This is a genomic window from Aeromonas sp. EERV15, from assembly GCF_900079845.1.
GTDB classification, from domain to species: domain Bacteria; phylum Pseudomonadota; class Gammaproteobacteria; order Enterobacterales; family Aeromonadaceae; genus Aeromonas; species Aeromonas sobria.
This window is the reverse complement of the sequence record NZ_FKKY02000022.1, coordinates 12,092-31,014: the sequence shown is the minus strand read 5'-3', so window position 1 is coordinate 31,014 and position 18,923 is coordinate 12,092. Positions and strand designations below refer to the sequence as shown.

General features: G+C 56.4%; 18 protein-coding genes. 17 read left to right on the top strand and 1 reads right to left on the bottom strand.

The features are described from left to right. Positions 1–4: 4 nt before the first annotated feature. The 17 genes from yidC (at position 5) to glmU (ending at position 17,431) form a co-directional block, all read left to right on the top strand. A complete protein-coding gene (gene yidC, locus BN4575_RS17500; protein WP_042022961.1) occupies positions 5–1,651 on the top strand; it encodes a membrane protein insertase YidC in 1,647 nt (548 codons plus the stop codon). A gap of 110 nt (positions 1,652–1,761) precedes the next feature. Next, on the top strand, positions 1,762–3,123 hold the full coding sequence (gene mnmE / locus BN4575_RS17495; RefSeq protein ID WP_068979155.1) for a tRNA uridine-5-carboxymethylaminomethyl(34) synthesis GTPase MnmE: 1,362 nt from the start codon (positions 1,762–1,764) through the stop codon (positions 3,121–3,123). A gap of 520 nt (positions 3,124–3,643) precedes the next feature. Further along, entirely contained in the window at positions 3,644–4,093 is a 450-nt protein-coding gene (mioC, locus tag BN4575_RS17490) for an FMN-binding protein MioC (RefSeq protein WP_068979154.1), read from the top strand. A gap of 508 nt (positions 4,094–4,601) precedes the next feature. Beyond that, positions 4,602–6,491 carry a tRNA uridine-5-carboxymethylaminomethyl(34) synthesis enzyme MnmG gene (gene mnmG, locus BN4575_RS17485; protein ID WP_068979192.1) on the top strand — a complete coding sequence of 630 codons (1,890 nt, stop codon included), beginning with the start codon at positions 4,602–4,604 and terminating at the stop codon, positions 6,489–6,491. 21 nt (positions 6,492–6,512) lie between these two features. Continuing rightward, complete coding sequence (rsmG, locus tag BN4575_RS17480) at positions 6,513–7,139, top strand: 16S rRNA (guanine(527)-N(7))-methyltransferase RsmG (RefSeq protein ID WP_068979191.1); 627 nt, start codon at positions 6,513–6,515, stop codon at positions 7,137–7,139. Between the two features lie 26 nt (positions 7,140–7,165). Further along, on the top strand, positions 7,166–7,969 hold the full coding sequence (locus BN4575_RS17475; RefSeq protein WP_042022953.1) for a ParA family protein: 804 nt from the start codon (positions 7,166–7,168) through the stop codon (positions 7,967–7,969). Further along, entirely contained in the window at positions 7,966–8,874 is a 909-nt protein-coding gene (locus tag BN4575_RS17470; RefSeq protein WP_068979153.1) for a ParB/RepB/Spo0J family partition protein, read from the top strand. The genes BN4575_RS17475 and BN4575_RS17470 overlap by 4 nt, the downstream gene beginning before the upstream one ends. A 190-nt stretch (positions 8,875–9,064) precedes the next feature. Further along, positions 9,065–9,475: an ATP synthase subunit I gene (locus tag BN4575_RS17465; protein WP_042022951.1), complete on the top strand. Its 411-nt coding sequence runs from the start codon at positions 9,065–9,067 to the stop codon at positions 9,473–9,475. Positions 9,476–9,483: 8 nt separating this feature from the next. Next, entirely contained in the window at positions 9,484–10,266 is a 783-nt protein-coding gene (gene atpB, locus BN4575_RS17460) for a F0F1 ATP synthase subunit A (RefSeq protein WP_042022950.1), read from the top strand. Between the two features lie 58 nt (positions 10,267–10,324). Further along, complete coding sequence (gene atpE, locus BN4575_RS17455) at positions 10,325–10,567, top strand: F0F1 ATP synthase subunit C (RefSeq protein ID WP_005307205.1); 243 nt, start codon at positions 10,325–10,327, stop codon at positions 10,565–10,567. Between the two features lie 55 nt (positions 10,568–10,622). Next, positions 10,623–11,093, top strand: coding sequence for a F0F1 ATP synthase subunit B (atpF, locus tag BN4575_RS17450; RefSeq protein WP_042022949.1), 471 nt, complete (start codon positions 10,623–10,625; stop codon positions 11,091–11,093). Positions 11,094–11,106: 13 nt separating this feature from the next. Continuing rightward, positions 11,107–11,640, top strand: a complete 534-nt coding sequence (atpH, locus tag BN4575_RS17445; RefSeq protein ID WP_042022948.1) for a F0F1 ATP synthase subunit delta — start codon at positions 11,107–11,109, stop codon at positions 11,638–11,640. A gap of 15 nt (positions 11,641–11,655) precedes the next feature. Next, a complete protein-coding gene (gene atpA, locus BN4575_RS17440; protein ID WP_042022947.1) occupies positions 11,656–13,197 on the top strand; it encodes a F0F1 ATP synthase subunit alpha in 1,542 nt (513 codons plus the stop codon). A 43-nt stretch (positions 13,198–13,240) separates the two neighbouring features. Continuing rightward, positions 13,241–14,107 (top strand): F0F1 ATP synthase subunit gamma, encoded by an 867-nt coding sequence (gene atpG / locus BN4575_RS17435; protein WP_042022946.1) that lies wholly within the window; start codon positions 13,241–13,243, stop codon positions 14,105–14,107. Positions 14,108–14,140: 33 nt separating this feature from the next. Continuing rightward, positions 14,141–15,529 (top strand): F0F1 ATP synthase subunit beta, encoded by a 1,389-nt coding sequence (gene atpD, locus BN4575_RS17430; RefSeq protein ID WP_042022945.1) that lies wholly within the window; start codon positions 14,141–14,143, stop codon positions 15,527–15,529. 18 nt (positions 15,530–15,547) lie between these two features. Then, a complete protein-coding gene (locus BN4575_RS17425; RefSeq protein WP_005342354.1) occupies positions 15,548–15,976 on the top strand; it encodes a F0F1 ATP synthase subunit epsilon in 429 nt (142 codons plus the stop codon). A gap of 93 nt (positions 15,977–16,069) precedes the next feature. Further along, positions 16,070–17,431, top strand: a complete 1,362-nt coding sequence (gene glmU / locus BN4575_RS17420; protein WP_068979152.1) for a bifunctional UDP-N-acetylglucosamine diphosphorylase/glucosamine-1-phosphate N-acetyltransferase GlmU — start codon at positions 16,070–16,072, stop codon at positions 17,429–17,431. 60 nt (positions 17,432–17,491) lie between these two features. On the opposite strand, the gene creD is transcribed toward glmU, so the two are convergent. Further along, a complete protein-coding gene (gene creD, locus BN4575_RS17415) occupies positions 17,492–18,868 on the bottom strand; it encodes a cell envelope integrity protein CreD (protein ID WP_068979151.1) in 1,377 nt (458 codons plus the stop codon). Positions 18,869–18,923 lie beyond the last annotated feature (55 nt).

Here is an 18,923-nt window from a genome sequence, read left to right as displayed (position 1 = left end):
GACTATGGAATCACAACGCAATCTACTTCTGATCGGTTTGCTGTTCGTGAGCTTTTTGCTCTGGCAACAGTGGGAGTCCGACAAGGCTCCGAAGCCGGCCCCGATTACCGTGGCCCAAACCGAACATTTCGTACCTGAAGCCGGTCAAACCGGTGACATTCCTCAGGTTTCCGAGCAAGCCAACGCGACTGCCGCACGCAAGCTGATCACCGTCTCCTCTGACGTGCTCAAACTGACCCTGGATACCCAGGGTGGCGATATCGTCTCTGCCGAACTGCTGGCCCACAAGCTGGAAGAAGGTAAAGAGCCGTCATTCGTGCTGCTGACCAATGTGCCTGATCGCCTCTATGTCGCCCAAAGCGGCCTGGTGGGTCGTGATGGTCCTGACAGTCAGCCTCAGGGCCGTCCTACCTATGACGCCGCCCAGACCAGCTACCAGCTGGCCGATGGTCAGGATCAAGTCGTCGTACCGATGACCTGGACCGACAGCAAGGGCGTGCTCTTCACTAAAGAGTTCGTGCTCAAGCGTGGCGACTATGCCATTGGTGTTGATTACAAAATCGACAACAAATCTGCCGAGCCGGTTCAGGTGCAGTTCTATGGTCAGCTGAAGCAGACCGTAGCAACCCCGAAAGACCAGGAAGGTCATGCCATGGTAGCAAGTGCTTACCGTGGTGGTGCTTTCTCCAGCGAAGAGACTCGCTACAAGAAGTACACCTTCGACGAAATGAAGGATGCCGACCTGAACAAGACCACCAAGGGTGGTTGGGTCGCCATGCTGCAACACTACTTCGTCTCCGCTTGGGCACCGAATGCCGACGATACCAACAGCTTCTACAGCCGCGTGACCCCTGGCACAGGCCAGGCCATCATTGGCTATAAAGCGCCCTTGGTAGACGTGGCCGCTGGCCAACAGGCCGAAGTGACCAGCAAGCTGTGGGTCGGTCCCAAGCTGCAAGACCAGATGGCCAAGGTGGCTAACCACCTCGACCTGACCGTCGACTACGGCTGGCTGTGGTTCATCGCCCAGCCACTACACTGGCTGCTGACCGTGTTCCACGGCTTCGTCCAGAACTGGGGTGTGGCCATCATCATGCTGACCATGCTGGTGCGCGGTATCATGTTCCCGCTGACCAAAGCCCAGTACACCTCCATGGCCAAGATGCGCATGCTGCAGCCCAAGATTGCAGCCCTGCGTGAGCGCTTCGGCGAAGATCGCCAGAAGATGTCTCAAGGCATGATGGAGCTGTACAAGAAGGAGAAGGTCAACCCGCTGGGTGGCTGTCTGCCGATTCTGGTGCAGATGCCGATCTTCATCGCTCTCTACTGGGCCTTGATGGAATCCGTCGAGCTGCGCCATGCGCCGTTTGCCCTGTGGATCTCTGACTTGTCAGTGAAGGACCCCTTCTTCGTGCTGCCAATCCTCATGGGTGCGTCCATGTGGTATCTGCAGAAGATGAGCCCGACCACAGTGACCGATCCGATGCAGCAGAAAGTGATGCAGTTCATGCCGATCATCTTCACTTTCATGTTCCTCTGGTTCCCAGCTGGCCTGACTCTGTACTGGTTGGTGAGCAACGTCATCTCCATTACCCAGCAGACCATCATCTATCGTCAGCTGGAGAAGAAAGGCCTGCACACTCGCAATTGATGCGCAGCTAATCTTCCTGTGATGACAAAAGAGGCGGCCTTCGGGCCGCCTTTTTTATTACAATGTCTCCCACTACGTTTTCCTATCAGCGAACAAACGAGCCAAGCAAGATGACAACAGATACGATCGTGGCCCAAGCCACCGCGCCAGGCCGTGGCGGCGTTGGCATAGTCCGGGTCTCCGGCCCCGCCGCCGAACAGGTCGCCGAGATAATGCTCGGCAAGCTCCCGCGGGTGCGCTACGCCGAATATCTGCCGTTCAAGGATGAGCAAGGCCAGGTACTGGATCAGGGCATCGCCCTGCTGTTCAAAGCCCCTAACAGCTTCACCGGCGAGGATGTGCTGGAGCTGCAGGGGCACGGGGGTCCCGTCATCATGGACATGCTGATCCGCCGCATTCTGCAGATCGATGGCATTCGCCCTGCCCGTCCCGGCGAGTTCAGCGAACGCGCCTTCATCAATGACAAGCTGGATCTGGCCCAGGCCGAGGCCATCGCCGATCTGATTGAAGCCTCCAGCGAGCAGGCAGTCCGTAGCGCCATGCACTCCCTGCAGGGGCAGTTCTCCAGCAAAATTCAATTGCTGGTCGAAAGCCTAATCCGGCTGCGCATCTATGTGGAAGCGGCCATCGACTTCCCCGATGAGGAGATCGACTTCCTCTCCGACGGCAAGGTGGCGGGCGATCTCTACGCCATCATGGCCGAGCTGGATGGGGTACGCGGAGAAGCCAAGCAGGGCGCCCTGCTGCGGGAGGGGATGAAGGTGGTGATCGCCGGTCGCCCCAACGCCGGTAAATCGAGCCTGCTCAACGCCCTGGCAGGCCGCGAGTCCGCCATCGTCACCGAGATTGCCGGCACCACCCGCGACGTGCTGCGCGAGCATATCCACCTCGATGGTATGCCGCTGCACATCATCGACACCGCCGGTCTGCGCGACACGCAAGATCAGGTGGAAAAGATCGGCATAGAGCGCGCCTGGGCCGAGATCGAGCAAGCCGATCGAGTGCTATTTATGGTGGATGGCACCACCACTGACGCCATCGACCCGCGGGAGATTTGGCCGGAATTTGTTGATCGGTTGCCAAAAAACATCGGCCTCACCGTCATTCGCAACAAAGCCGATCTGACTGGCGAAGAGCTGGCACCGAGTCAGGAGCTGGGTCACGCCGTCTACCGCATCTCCGCCAAGACCGAGCTGGGCCTGCCCGCCCTGCGTGAGCACCTGAAAGCCTGCATGGGCTTCCAGGGCAACACCGAGGGGGGCTTTATGGCACGCCGCCGCCATCTCGATGCGCTGGAACGCGCCGCCGAGCGGCTACTGATCGCCAAAGACCAGCTGGAAATCTATGTCGCCGGGGAACTGGTGGCCGAAGAGCTGCGCCTCGCGCAGGAGTCCCTCTCCGAGATCACCGGCGAATTCAGCTCTGACGATCTGCTCGGCCGCATCTTCTCCAGCTTCTGCATCGGCAAATAAGTCGGTACGGCAGACGGTCAAAACCCGGGTTCATCCCGGGTTTTTTGTATGTTCTTCATCCAAAAACCTGACGCGGCAGCAGTGCCAGATGAAGTAAGCATCTCCTCACCAGCCCAATCGGTATCTATCGCAGGAAAGATCTGCTGGCCGCGCCCCCGGTAAGCGCAGCCCTGTCCTTCGCAAACCAGACTCCTTTCACAGCCAATCAGGTCCTTACTCCCTTCAAACAGAGAGGATCCATGAGCGGCACAGACACCATAGCTGACCGATAAACGACCATATGAGCAGCAACAAGCGGGCGAAATGACTGCGCTCGATCACCGGCATGCTGCAAAAGGGAGCCATTCAATGGGAGGTCATCGGGAAAAAAGTCGCAGAGGCCGAAAAAAGATCGTCACCCAGGCGCCGGCGCGATGATCTAGGTGGATCCATTATCCCCAAGCTTTATCCATATTTATCCACACCCTTTGGCGGTAGAATCCGGCTTTGCGTTTCTTTGTCTGAAATCAGGATCCATTCCATGGCCAAACTCAATATCGTCGTCGGCTCCATGCTGGGCGCCGCCGAATATGTCGCAAACCACGTAGCCAACCTGCTGGAACAGGCTGGCCACCAGACCCGGATCCACAACCCGGCCAAGCTTGCCGAGGTACTGGATGATGCGGGATCCATCCTGCTGGTGGTCACCTCTACCCACGGTGCCGGCGATGTCCCCGACAATCTGCAACCCTTCGCCAAGGATCTTGCCGAGCAGCATCCGGATCTTAACTCACTGAAATATGGCGTGATCGCTCTGGGAGACAGCAGTTATGACACCTTTTGCCAGGGTGGCAAAACGCTGGATCAGCTACTGGCCGAGTGTGGTGCCAGCCGGATCGGCGAGCGGCTCGATATCGATGTGACCCAGCACGAGATCCCGGAAGATGCCGCCGAAGAGTGGATCAGCGACTGGATGGCGATGATCGCCTGATCAAGGGGTGGAAGATCCTGAAAAAACACTTGATCTTCCCACTTATCCCCAGATCAACTATCCACTGGGTTATTAACAGATTGATCCGAATGAGTTGTTCTACATGGTTACCCACAACGCCCAGGGTGATTGTGCATAACTACAGTGTAAACCTCTGCAAAACCTATAGTTATCCATGTATGAGATCCAACGGCCAACTGCCCTGTGTATAAAAGTGCTGGTTATCCCCCTGTTCACCGAGCCAGGATCCAAGCTTTTCCACAAGCTAGGATCACTCTTAAATTAATGATCTTTATGATCAAAAAGCGCTTATCAACAGAAAGGGTGGATCCTAATAGTAGATCCAATAAAAGATCGATCTAAAGATCCTTAAGATCTAATTACCGGATCCTCCCTTCTTACTGAACGTTAAGTAGACGTTCCCCTCAGGGCGCGAAACAGATAGAATGTTTCGCCCTTTAGCCCAGGCAAATAATGATCTTCAGGCGTGCAGATCAAGGTGATCCCAATGCAATACCATGAACAATTTGATGTGATCGTCGTCGGTGGCGGTCATGCAGGAACCGAAGCAGCAACAGCGGCAGCCCGAATGGGCATGAATACCCTGCTGCTGACCCACAATATCGATACGCTGGGGCATATGTCCTGTAATCCGGCGATCGGCGGGATCGGCAAGGGACACCTGGTCAGGGAAGTTGACGCACTCGGCGGGATCATGGCGCGTGCCACCGATCTTGCCGGGATCCAGTTCCGTACTCTCAACTCCTCCAAGGGGCCAGCAGTACGAGCTACCCGCGCTCAAGCGGATCGTCTGCTCTACAAGGCGGTTGTCCGGGATATGCTGGAGAACTATCCGAACCTGAAGATCTTCCAGCAAGCCTGCGATGATCTGATCATGGATGGGGATCGTGTGGCAGGCGTGGTGACCCAAAGCGGGATCCGCATCAGCGGTAAGACTGTCGTACTGACGGTAGGCACCTTCCTGAACGGTTTGATCCACATCGGGATGCAAAATTACAAGGGTGGTCGTGCCGGGGATCCTCCGTCGATCGCGCTGGCTCAACGCTTGCGTGAACTGCCGCTGCGTATCGATCGCCTTAAAACCGGTACACCACCGCGGATCGATGCCCGCAGCGTTGATTTCTCGCTGATGCAGGCCCAGCATGGCGATGATCCTCGTCCGGTCTTCTCGTTTATCGGTAATGCCAGCCAGCACCCACGTCAGGTGCCCTGCTACGTCACCCACACCAACGAGCGTACCCACGAGGTGATCCGCAACAACCTGGATCGCAGCCCGATGTACGCCGGGGTGATCGAGGGGATCGGCCCACGCTACTGCCCGTCGATCGAGGACAAGATCACCCGTTTTGCCGACAAGACGGCACACCAGATTTTCGTTGAGCCAGAAGGGCTGACCACTCACGAACTCTATCCGAACGGGGTCTCCACCAGCCTGCCGTTTGATGTGCAGGTGCAGATCATTCGCTCCGTTCGTGGTTTTGAAAATGCTCACATCACTCGTCCTGGCTACGCGATCGAATATGATTTCTTCGATCCGCGGGATCTCAAGGCCAACATGGAGAGCAAGTGCATTCCAAACCTGTTCTTCGCGGGCCAGATCAACGGTACCACCGGTTACGAAGAGGCTGCTGCGCAAGGTCTGATGGCTGGCTTGAATGCCGCATTGCGTGCCCAGGACAAGGATCCTTGGCATCCCCGCCGGGATCAGGCCTACATGGGGGTGATGATGGACGATCTCTCCACCCTGGGTACCCGCGAGCCTTACCGCATGTTCACCAGCCGCGCCGAATATCGCCTGCTGCTGCGGGAAGATAACGCGGATGTCCGTTTGACTACCATCGGTCGCGAACTGGGTCTGGTGGATGATGAGCGCTGGAGCAAATTCAACACCAAGATGGAACAGGTTGAGCTGGAACGTCAGCGTCTGCGATCGACCTGGATCCACCCGCAACACCCGTCACTGGCGGCGGTGAATGCGCTGGTTACTACCCCGCTAAGCCGTGAACAGAGTCTGGAAGAGCTGCTGCGTCGCCCCGAGGTGACCTATGATGCGCTGATGGCCATCGAAGGGGTTGGCCCCTCGGTGACCGATCATGCCGCCGCAGAACAAGTTGAAATCCAGATAAAATATGCAGGTTACATCGAGCGTCAGCATGATGAAGTAGCCAAGCAGCTACGTAACGAGAACACCCTGCTGCCGCAGGATATGGACTATCACCAGGTGAACGGCCTCTCCAACGAGGTGAAAGCCAAGCTCAGCGATACCAAGCCACAGACCATTGGTCAGGCCTCGCGGATCTCCGGCATTACCCCGGCGGCCATCTCCATTCTGCTGGTTCACCTGAAAAAACACGGCCTGCTGCGCAAAACCGCCTGAGGATTCTTACCGTTGGAAAACATGCTGGAAAGATTGAACGGCCTGCTCAAGCAGGCCGAAATTGTTATCACTGATACTCAAAAGAACCAACTGGTGCAGCTAGTCGAGTTGCTGCACAAGTGGAACAAGGCTTACAATCTCACCTCGGTGCGTGAACCGGACGCCATGCTGGTCAAGCACATCCTCGACAGCCTGGTGGTGAGTCCCCACTTGCACGGTGAGCGCTTCATCGACGTGGGGACCGGCCCTGGCTTGCCAGGCTTGCCGTTGGCGATCATCAATCCGGACAAGCAGTTCGTGTTGCTCGACAGCTTGGGCAAGCGGATCAACTTTATCCGTCAGGTGATCCAGGAGCTGGGTCTGACCAATATCACGCCAGTCAAATCCCGGGTTGAAGAGTATCAACCTGACATCGGGTTTGATGGGGTACTGAGTCGGGCCTTTGCCTCGCTGGAGGACATGTTGAGCTGGTGTCATCATCTGCCATCCGAGCAGGGTTGCTTCCTGGCGCTCAAGGGGCAATATCCCGAGCAGGAGCTTGCCCAGTTGCCTGCCAATATCCGTCTGGTTGCCTGCCATGAGTTGCGGGTGCCGGAGCTGGAAGGCGAACGTCATCTGCTGGAATTCAAACATATCCAGCCCGAATAGGGTCGCAGTTTTATTTAGGGGATCGTGTGGGAAAAGTCATCGCCATAGCCAACCAGAAGGGTGGTGTGGGTAAAACCACCACCTGTGTGAATCTGGCCGCCTCCATGGCTGCCACCCGGCGCAAGGTGCTGGTGATTGATCTGGATCCGCAGGGCAATGCCACCATGGGCAGTGGTGTCGATAAATACGATGTCGAGCGCACTGCCTATGAACTGCTGATCGAAGATGCCCCGGTTGCTGAGGTGATCATCCGTGAAACCTCGGGTGGTTATCACCTGATTGCCGCCAACGCCGACGTGACCGCGGCAGAAATTCGTTTGATGGAGTTCTTTGCTCGCGAGATCCGCCTGCGCAATGCGTTGGCCTCGGTGCGGGACAAATACGACTACATCTTCATCGACTGCCCCCCCTCTCTCAACATGCTGACCGTGAACGCCATGGCTGCCGCCGATTCTGTGCTGGTACCGATGCAGTGCGAATATTATGCGCTGGAAGGGCTCACCGCCCTGGTCGACACCATCAGCAAGCTGGCTGCGGTGGTCAATCCGCAGCTCAAGATCGAAGGGGTGCTGCGCACCATGTTCGATCATCGCAACCGGTTGGCCAATGATGTGTCCGATCAGCTTAAACAGCACTTCGGCGACAAGGTCTACCGCACCATCATTCCCCGCAACGTTAGACTGGCGGAGGCCCCGAGTTTTGGCGCCCCGGCCATGCACTACGACAAATCATCGGTGGGCGCCAAGGCCTATCTGGCGCTGGCTGGCGAGATCCTCCGTCGCCAGGAGCAAGAGTGTCAGCTGCCCATCGCAGACCGAGAGAGCATATGACGCCAAAGAAACGCGGACTGGGCAAAGGGCTGGATGCCCTGCTCAGTACCAGTACGGCTGCCCGCCAAAAACAGGTGATGAGTGATCAACGCACCGAGCAGGCCATGGCCCCCACCAATCAGGGCGAACTGCGCAAACTGCCGGTGGAGTGGTTGCAGTCAGGCAAGTACCAGCCCCGCAAGGACATGTCCCAGGACGCACTGGAAGAGCTTACCAACTCGATCCGTACTCAGGGGGTTATTCAGCCCATCGTCGTGCGCCCGCTCGGCGAACAGTCCTTCGAAATTATCGCTGGTGAACGGCGCTGGCGGGCATCCCAGCTGGCCCGTCTCGACGTAGTGCCGTGCATCGTCAAGGATGTCCCTGATGAGGCCGCGGTGGTCATTGCGTTGATTGAAAATATTCAGCGGGAAGATCTCAATGCCATCGAAGAGGCAGTCGCCTTACAAAGATTGCTGACCGAATTCGAACTCACCCACCAGCAGGTGGCCGAGGCGGTGGGCAAGTCGCGTACGACCGTGACTAACCTGCTGCGCCTCAACCAGCTCAACGATGACGTGAAGCGTTTCGTTGAGCACGGTGACCTCGATATGGGTCATGCCCGTGCTCTCCTGACGCTCAGTGGTCAGGCTCAGTCAGATCTGGCCAAGTTGGTTGCCCAGAAGGGACTGACTGTACGGGATACCGAAAAACTGGTGAAAAAGGCACTCGAACCGGCCAAAGCCAAGCTGGAACCGGTCACGGATCCCCAAATTGGTTATCTGGAACGCCAGTTGGCAGAAAAAATTGGCTATCAGGTACAGCTTCAGCCTGGCAAGCGGGATAGCGGTAAGTTAGTAATAAGTTACGAGAACTTGTCCGATTTGGACCGCATATTGGGCTATTTTGGCGTGTCGGAATCGTGATTTTTACGCTTTTTGTAGTAATAAAACATCCATTACTTTTGATATGAACGTAACCTTAATTCTCTGCGGAAGGCCGCAAAAAATAAGGATTTTTGTCATATTGCAATAGCTGCCCTCAAGGGTATAATTTGACCGGCTTTAAGAGCTGTTAACATGGGGTCTTCGGATCCCGATTTTTTACAGTTCTGTAATGTTCAGGGGTCGGTTGGTGAAGCAGAAATTAGCCTTGGAAGGTTTGACACTGGCCTTGGTTATGCTCGTTTGTCAGCTCATCCTGATCCTGGCGATGAGTGCCGTCTGGTTTTACCTGACTGGTGCCAGCGCCGGTTATTCCGCCCTCTACGGAGGGGGGATGTACTGGGTTCCTCAAGCCTTGTTTACTGTCTGGGTGTTGCGCCGCAAGGTGACAGCCGAGAGTGTAGGCCTGGTTTTGCGGGACTTTTATGGTGGGGCTGGGATTAAGCTCATTTCGACGGCAGGCCTGTTTGCTCTGCTGTTCGGTGCGGGAGTCGAGGTCGTTACCGTCTCGTTTTTTGCCACTTATATCCTCGCCCTCGTTGTACAGTGGATGGTCTCATTCACGCTTAACAACCACTATTAGGAAAACTCATGTCTGCAACCGGAGAAGTCCTGACTCCTCAGGGATATATCTCCCACCACCTGACCCACCTTCAAGTCGGGTCCGGGTTCTGGACGGTCAATATCGACTCAATGATATTTTCCGTCGTGCTAGGCGCCCTGTTTATCCTGTTGTTCCGCCGTGTAGCAGTCAATGCTACCAGTGGTGTACCAGGTAAGCTGCAGTGCTTTGTGGAGATGCTGGTCGAGTTTGTGAATGGTAACGTCAAAGACATCTTTCACGGTCGCAACAAGGTCATCGCACCTTTGGGACTGACAGTGTTTGTGTGGATCTTCCTGATGAACTTCATGGATCTGATCCCCGTTGACTTTATCCCTCACGCTGCACAATTGATGGGTGTCCCCTATCTGCGTGTGGTTCCCTCCGCTGACGTTAACATCACCATGTCCATGGCTTTGGGCGTGTTCTTCTTGATCCTGTACTACAGCATCAAGGTCAAGGGTATCAGTGGGTTTGTGAAGGAGCTGACGCTTCAGCCTTTCAACCACCCGGCTGCCATCCCGGTTAACTTCATCCTGGAAACTGTTACGCTGATTTCCAAACCTGTTTCTCTGGGTCTTCGACTGTTCGGCAACATGTATGCTGGCGAACTGATCTTTATCCTGATTGCGGGTTTGTTACCCTGGTGGTCACAGTGGATCCTGTCCGTGCCTTGGGCAATTTTCCACATCCTGATCATCACTTTGCAGGCATTCATTTTCATGGTTCTGACCATCGTCTATCTGTCGATGGCGCAGGAAGACCATAATTGATGCAACTCAAATAATCCTTTTTATACAATCAATTACATCTAAATAACTGGAGATCCTCATGGAAAACTTGAACATGGACCTGCTGTACATCGCTGCGGCAATGATGATGGGTCTGGCTGCTATCGGTGCTTCCATCGGTATCGGTATCCTGGGTGGTAAGTTCCTGGAAGGTGCTGCGCGTCAACCTGACCTGATACCGGTTCTGCGTACCCAGTTCTTCATCGTAATGGGTCTGGTGGATGCGATCCCGATGATCGCCGTTGGTCTGGGTCTGTACGTGATGTTTGCGGTTGCTGGCTAAGTCGTTGCGACTCATCCAGGCATAACCCATTAACTAACTTAAGAGGACATCGGCTGTGAATATCAACGCCACCCTCCTCGGCCAAGCAATTGCTTTTTTCTTCTTCGTTGTGTTTTGCATGAAGTACGTATGGCCGCCGTTGATTGCTGCCATCGAAACCCGTCAGAAAGCTATTGCTGACGGTCTCTCTTCTGCCGAACGTGCCAAGAAAGATCTGGATTTGGCCAAGGCCAACGCCACCGATCAGCTGAAAGAAGCCAAGCTGCAGGCTGCTGAAATCATTGAACAGGCTAACAAACGTAAAGCCCAGATCATTGATGAAGCTGCCGTAGGTGCTCAGACTGAGCGGGAAAAAATCCTGGCTCAGGGCCGTGCCGAGATCGAAGCTGAACGTCATCGTGCCAAAGAAGAACTGCGTAAGCAGGTTGCTGCTCTTGCCATTGCTGGTGCAGAGAAGATCCTGGCGCGTCAAATCGACCAGGCTGCCAACAGCGACATCGTCGACAAACTGGTAGCAGAACTGTAACGGGAACGGGGCTATGTCTGAACTGACTACAATCGCTCGCCCCTACGCCAAGGCTGCTTTCGAGTTTGCCGTTGAGCACAAGGCGGTTGACCAGTGGCTGGGTATGCTCGGTTTCGCTGCGCAAGTAGCGGAAAACGAAACCATGCACAACCTGGTAAACGGCTCTGTGGCTGCCGAAGAACTGGCAACGCTGTTTGTCGGTATCTGCGGTGAGCAACTCGACGAGCATGGCCAGAACCTGATCAGGGTGATGGCCGAGAATGGTCGCTTGGGTGTGCTGCCGGCGGTCGTTGCTGAATTTTTAGCGTTCAAGGCTGAACTGGATAAAGAAGTTCAGGCTGACGTGATTTCGGCGATCGAACTGACCGACCAGCAGAAAGCCAATATTCAGGCTTCTCTGGAACAACGTCTCGCGCGCAAAGTGAAGCTGAATTGCAGCATGGATGCGTCCTTGATGGCCGGGGTGCTCATCAAGGCCGGTGATCTGGTAATCGACGGCACAGTCCGCGGTAAGCTGGATCGCATGGCTGACGCGCTGCAATCTTGATTGGGGTATTAGAGCATGCAACTGAATTCCACTGAAATCGCCGAGCTGATCAAGCAGCGCATTGCGCAGTTTGATGTCAAAAGCGAAGCGCGTAACGAAGGTACTATCGTCTCTGTGAGCGACGGTATCATTCGTATTCACGGCCTGGCCGATGCCATGCAGGGTGAGATGATCGAGCTGCCGGGCAACCGCTTCGCTCTGGCATTGAACCTGGAGCGTGACTCCGTCGGTGCGGTGATCATGGGTTCCTATGACGGTCTGTCAGAAGGAATGAAAGTAAAAGGTACTGGCCGTATTCTGGAAGTGCCGGTAGGTCGTGGTCTGTTGGGCCGGGTGTTGAACACCCTGGGTCAGCCGATCGACGGTAAAGGTCCGATCGACAACGACGGCTTCTCGCCGATCGAAGTGATCGCACCGGGCGTTATCGAGCGTAAGTCTGTTGACCAGCCGGTCCAGACCGGCCTGAAAGCCATCGATGCCATGATCCCGATTGGTCGTGGCCAGCGTGAGCTGATCATCGGTGACCGTCAGGTTGGTAAGACCGCCATCGCGATCGACACCATCATCAACCAGAAAGATTCCGGCATTAAGTGTGTCTACGTTGCGATTGGCCAGAAGGCCTCCACCATCGCCAACGTGGTGCGCAAGCTGGAAGAGCACGGTGCCCTGGCTAACACCATAGTGGTGGTTGCCTCTGCCTCCGAAGCGGCTGCCCTGCAGTACCTGGCTCCGTATGCCGGTTGCTCCATGGGTGAGTACTTCCGTGACCGCGGTGAAGACGCGCTGATCATCTATGATGACCTGTCCAAACAGGCCGTAGCTTATCGCCAAATCTCCCTGCTGCTGCGCCGTCCGCCAGGACGTGAAGCTTACCCGGGCGACGTTTTCTATCTGCACTCCCGTCTGCTGGAGCGTGCTGCTCGCGTTAACGCCGAGTATGTAGAAAAGTTCACCAATGGTGCCGTGAAAGGCCAGACCGGTTCTCTGACCGCCCTGCCAATCATCGAAACCCAGGCTGGTGACGTATCTGCGTTCGTTCCGACCAACGTGATCTCCATCACCGATGGTCAGATCTTCCTGACTTCACAGCTGTTCAACTCCGGTATTCGTCCGGCGGTTGACCCGGGTATCTCCGTATCCCGTGTAGGTGGTGCTGCTCAGACCAAGATCGTCAAGAAGCTGTCCGGTGGTATCCGTACCGCATTGGCCCAGTATCGTGAACTGGCGGCATTCGCCCAGTTCTCTTCCGATCTGGACGAGGCGACTCGCAAGCAGCTGGATCACGGTGTGAAAGTGACCGAGCTGATGAAGCAGAAGCAGTACTCTCCGATGAGCGTTGCCCAGCAGTCGCTGGTGCTGTTCGCCGCCGAGAAAGGCTATCTCTCCGATGTCGAGCTGAACAAGATTGTCGACTTCGAAGCCGCTCTGCTCTCTTACGCCAATACCCAGCATGGTTCGCTGATGGCTGAAATCAATGCCAAGGCCGATTACAACGACGCGATCGTTGGCAAGCTGACTGCGTTGCTGGATGACTTCAAGGCAACCCAGACCTGGTAAGCGTGTGTGGCAGCGCGAGCTGCCACCTGATGGAGAGTAAGAGATGGCCGGCGCAAAAGAGATACGTAACAAGATCGGGAGTGTGAAAAACACTCAGAAGATCACCGGCGCTATGGAAATGGTGGCAGCAAGCAAAATGCGCCGTGCGCAGGAACGCATGTCTGCCAGCCGTCCGTACGCTGAAACCATGCGCAAGGTGATCGGCCATATCGCTCAGGGGAACTTGGAATACAAGCATCCCTACCTCATCGAACGTGAGGTCAAGCGAGTGGGTTACATCGTCGTCTCCACCGACCGTGGCCTGTGTGGTGGTCTGAACATTAACCTGTTCAAGGCTGCCCTCAATGATATGAAGCAATGGAGCGCGAAAGGTGCCAAGGTTGACCTGGCATTGATCGGTAACAAGGCCTCCAACTTCTTTGAACGGCACGGCGCCAAGGTGAAAGCTCATGTCGCAGGACTGGGCGATAACCCGAGCGTCAATGACCTGATTGGTTCAGTCAAGGTCATGCTGAAGGCTTACGACAACGGTGAGATTGACAAGCTGTATCTGGTGTACAACAAGTTCGTCAACACCATGGTGCAGCAACCACGAGTCGATCAACTGCTGCCTTTGCCCATAACTGAAGACAGCAAGCTCGCCAAGAAACACCACTGGGATTACCTCTATGAGCCGGATCCCAAGCAACTGCTGGATACCCTGCTGATTCGCTACGTCGAGTCCCAGGTGTACCAGGGGGTAGTGGAAAACTTGGCAAGTGAACAGGCAGCCCGAATGGTTGCCATGCAAGCCGCGACTGACAACGCCGGCAACCTGATTAACGATCTGCAACTGGTGTACAACAAGGCCCGTCAGGCCAGTATTACCCAGGAACTTACAGAGATCGTATCCGGTGCTGCTGCGGTGTAAGGCAAGGGTTATCAAAGGTTTAGAGGATTTGACATGAGTAACGGTTTCATCGTCCAAATCATCGGCGCTGTGGTGGACATCGAGTTCCCGCAGAATGCCGTGCCCCAGGTGTACGATGCAGTGACAGTCGTCAGCGAAGGTCAAGGTCAGGGTCTGGTGCTGGAAGTTCAGCAGCAGATCGGTGGCGGCGTCGTTCGTTGCATCACTATGGGCTCCTCCGACGGTCTGCGTCGTGGGTTGGAAGTAATGAATAGCGGTAAATCCATCCAGGTGCCGGTCGGTGTATCGACTCTGGGTCGGATCATGAACGTACTGGGCGAGCCAATCGACGAAAAAGGTCCGATCGGTGAAGAAGAGCGTTGGTCTATCCACCGCGCTGCTCCCAGCTACGAAGATCAGTCCAACAGCAACGATCTGCTGGAGACCGGCATCAAGGTTATCGACCTGGTATGCCCGTTCGCCAAGGGTGGTAAAGTGGGTCTGTTCGGTGGTGCCGGTGTAGGCAAAACCGTAAACATGATGGAGCTGATCCGTAACATCGCGATCGAACACAGTGGTTACTCTGTATTCGCCGGTGTCGGTGAGCGTACCCGTGAGGGTAACGACTTCTACCACGAGATGATGGAGTCCAACGTACTGGACAAAGTATCTCTGGTTTACGGTCAGATGAACGAGCCGCCCGGAAACCGTCTGCGCGTGGCGCTGACCGGCCTGACCATGGCCGAGAAGTTCCGTGACGAAGGTCGTGACGTGCTGTTCTTCGTGGACAACATCTACCGTTACACCCTGGCCGGTACTGAAGTATCCGCACTGCTGGGCCGTATGCCTTCCGCAGTAGGTTACCAGCCGACTTTGGCCGAGGAGATGGGTGTTCTGCAAGAACGTATCACCTCCACCAAGACCGGTTCCATCACCTCCGTTCAGGCCGTTTACGTTCCTGCGGATGACTTGACTGACCCGTCTCCGGCGACCACCTTCGCCCACCTGGATGCGACAGTTGTACTGTCCCGTCAGATCGCGGCACTGGGTATCTACCCGGCCGTTGACCCGCTGGACTCTACCTCTCGTCAGCTGGATCCGCTGGTAGTTGGCAAAGAGCACTACGAGACCGCTCGTGGCGTTCAAACCGTACTGCAGCGCTACAAAGAGCTGAAGGACATCATCGCCATCCTGGGTATGGATGAACTGTCAGAAGAAGACAAACTGACCGTAGCCCGTGCCCGTAAGATCGAGCGTTTCCTGTCCCAGCCGTTCTTCGTAGCAGAAGTGTTTACCGGTTCTCCGGGTAAATACGTGCCGCTGAAAGAGACCATCCGTGGTTTCCAGGGCATCCTGAAAGGCGAGTATGACGATCTGCCCGAGCAGGCGTTCTACATGGTTGGCGGTATCGACGAAGTCGTCGAGAAATCCAAGAAACTGTAAGCCTCGACAGGAGGGCCCATGGCAGAGATGATCTCCTTTCACCTGGATGTGGTGAGCGCCGAAGGAAAACTGTTTTCCGGTCGCGTGCAAACTGCTCAGGTATCAGGCTCCGAAGGTGAGTTGGGTCTCCGCCACGGTCATGCTCCGTTGCTGACTGCCATCAAGCCGGGCCTGGTCCGCTTGGTGAAGCAGAACGGAACTGAAGAGGTGCTGTACATCTCCGGCGGTATGCTGGAAGTACAACCTGAATCCGTGACCGTGCTGGCGGACACCGCGATTCGTGCTGACGACTTGGATGAGGCGAAAGCCCAGGAAGCCAAGCGCGCAGCCGAAGAGCGGATCCACAGCTCCCATGGTGATATCGACTACGCCCAGGCCGCCACCGAGCTGGCCAAGGCGATGGCCCAATTGCGGGTTATCGATATCGTCAAAAAGAATTACCGCTAATAACGGTGATGTAAAAAGCGACCTTCGGGTCGCTTTTTTTTTACCCGTTCGATAGACTCCGCCGAGTATTTCTCATGTTCCAAAGGCCAATTTATGTCCCTCAACGTCGTGATCCTGGCTGCGGGTAAAGGTACCCGTATGCGTTCCGTTCTGCCCAAGGTGCTGCACCCGGTAGCCAACAAACCCATGGTTTCCCATGTGATCGATACCGCCCGTCAGGTCGGTGCCGAGCAGCTGCATCTGGTTTATGGCCACGGTGCCGAGCTGCTGCAAGAGCGGATCGTAGCCGCCGACGTGAACTGGGTGCTGCAGGCGCAGCAGCTGGGTACCGGTCACGCCGTCGCCCAGGCCATCCCGTTCTGGAAGGATGAAGACGACGTGCTGGTGCTCTACGGCGATACCCCGCTGATCCAGCCAGAGACCCTGCAACGACTGCTGGCTGCCAAGGCAAGCGATGGCATGGCGCTGCTGACTGTGGTGCTGGACAACCCCACCGGCTATGGCCGCATCGTCCGTGAAAACGGTCAGGTGGTCGGTATCGTCGAACAGAAAGATGCCAACGCCGAGCAACTGACTATCCGCGAAGTGAACACCGGCGTGCTGGTGGCCAACGGCGGTCAGCTGCGCAGCTGGCTGTCGCGTCTGGACAACAAGAATGCTCAGGGCGAGTTCTATCTGACCGACGTGATCGCCATGGCGCACGGCGATGGCTGCCCGATTGCAGCGGTACATCCGGATCATGCTGCCGAGGTGGAAGGGGCCAACAACCGGGTGCAGCTGGCTGCCCTTGAGCGCAGCTACCAGCAGATGCAGGCTGAGAAGCTGATGATCGCCGGTGTCACCCTGATCGATCCGGCTCGCTTCGATCTGCGCGGTACTCTTGAGATCGGTGAAGAGGTGGTGATCGACGTCAACGTCATCATCGAAGGCAAGGTCGTCTTGGGCAATCATGTGCGTATCGGTGCCGGTGCCGTGCTGAAGGATTGCGTCATTGGCGATCACACCGAGGTGAAGCCCTACTCTGTCATCGAAGGTGCCCAGATTGCCGATCAGTGCTCGGTCGGCCCGTTTGCCCGTCTGCGTCCGGGCGCCGTGCTGGAGCAGGATGCCCACGTCGGTAACTTTGTCGAGATGAAGAAATCCCGGCTGGGGGTTGGTTCCAAGTGTGGTCACCTCACCTATCTGGGGGATGCCGAGGTGGGTGCCAAAGTGAATATTGGTGCCGGTACCATCACCTGCAACTACGACGGCGTGAACAAGTTCCAGACCATCATCGAGGATGATGTGTTCGTGGGTTCCGATACCCAGCTGGTGGCGCCGGTACGTATTGGCAAGGGCGCGACCCTGGGGGCGGGTTCCACTATCACCAAGGATGTAGCCGAGAACGAGCTGGTGATCACCCGGGTGCCTCAGCGTCACATCAAAAACTGGGCTCGCCCGGTCAAGAAGAAGTGATGCCCGATCAATAAAATAGAACCGGCGCCTGATGGCGCCGGTTTTTTTTTGGCTTTTGGCTTATAGCTGATGGCTGGTGTCACTGCTCGATGGTTGGGGGGCCGCCCATGTGGTGGTGGGGGCGCTGTAGTCCATCACCTGATACCAGTCGAGCTTGCGGGTCAGCATCATGATCAGCGCCAGGGTGGCGAACAGCAGCAGGGCGCCGAGCAGCAAGGCGATCTCTTCGGCCTGCAGCAGGCTGTAGAGGATGGCATAGACCAGCCCGAGCAGCGCCGCGAAGCCGATCCCCTGTTTCGGGCCGCCCAACACATGGCTCAGATAGAAGCCGTTGAGTAGCACGCTGGCCAGCGCGGCCACCAGATAGGCCCAGCCAAAGCCGAGGTGTTCGGTCAGCGCCAGCAGCACCAGATAGAAGATGGCCAGCCCCATGCCCACCAGCGCGTACTGGATCGGGTGGACCCGCAGCCCCTTGAGCAGCTCGAACATGAAGAAGCTGATAAAGGTGAGGCCGATAAACAGCAGGGCATATTTGGCCGCCCGCTCGTTGAGCTGATAGTGATCCACCGGCTGCACCAGACTGACGCTGAAGGTGGAGAGATTGCTATCGCCCCCGTTCATCATCCGGTTAAAGCGAGTCTCCATGTCGCTGGCGAACCAGCTGGTTTGCCAGTTGGCCTCAAACCCTTGCGAGCTCAGGGTACGACTGCCCGGCAGAAAGTCGCCGATAAAGTTGGGATGGGGCCAGTTGCCCGCCAGCAGCAGGGTGCTCTCCTTACCCAGCGGTACTATGTCGAGGGCGTTCATCCCCTGCAGATTGAGCTCCAGATGAAAGGTGCCATCCTGTTGGGGCAGGCTGTCGAGCGGGGCATGGATACCCGCCAGTGCGTCACCAAGGCGGGCGCCGGGGGCAAACGGGATCCGCTGTGTGCCGAGCTGCAGCTCGGGGACGCTGTTGATACCGCGGGCATCGGAGAGCACCAGACTGAGGTAGGGTTTAGCCGCCACCAGCTCGGCCGCTTCATCAAGCGGTGAGGTCGCGTTATCCAGCAGACTCTGTCGGGTGGGCAGGCGGCCCGAGAGGGTGAGCCGGGTCTGGTAGACCTGCGCCTGATAGATGCCCAGCTTGCGCGGGGTCACCTCCATGTTGGCCTTGATATCCAGCTGCTCCGGCAGTAGGTAGCGGTAGATCTGCTCCTGACGGACGAAGCGCTTGCCCTCCTGCTCGACCGTCACCGAGCGGGTATAGGGCTGCACTATGATCGGCCCCATCAGCCGTTGCGGGCCGCTGCTGCTGGCCATGATGCTGTGAATGGCCTGACTGCGGTAAGCCTGACGCTCCCGGTTCAGCTCCATGATGGATTGCACTGGTACCATCAACAGCAGGCTGAGCAACAGCAGCAGAAAGATCTTGTGGGTGAATATCTGTTTGACCATGACACGTCTCCTTGTTGGATGGAGCGAGTTTGTCTGCGCGACGTGAAGGGGTGAT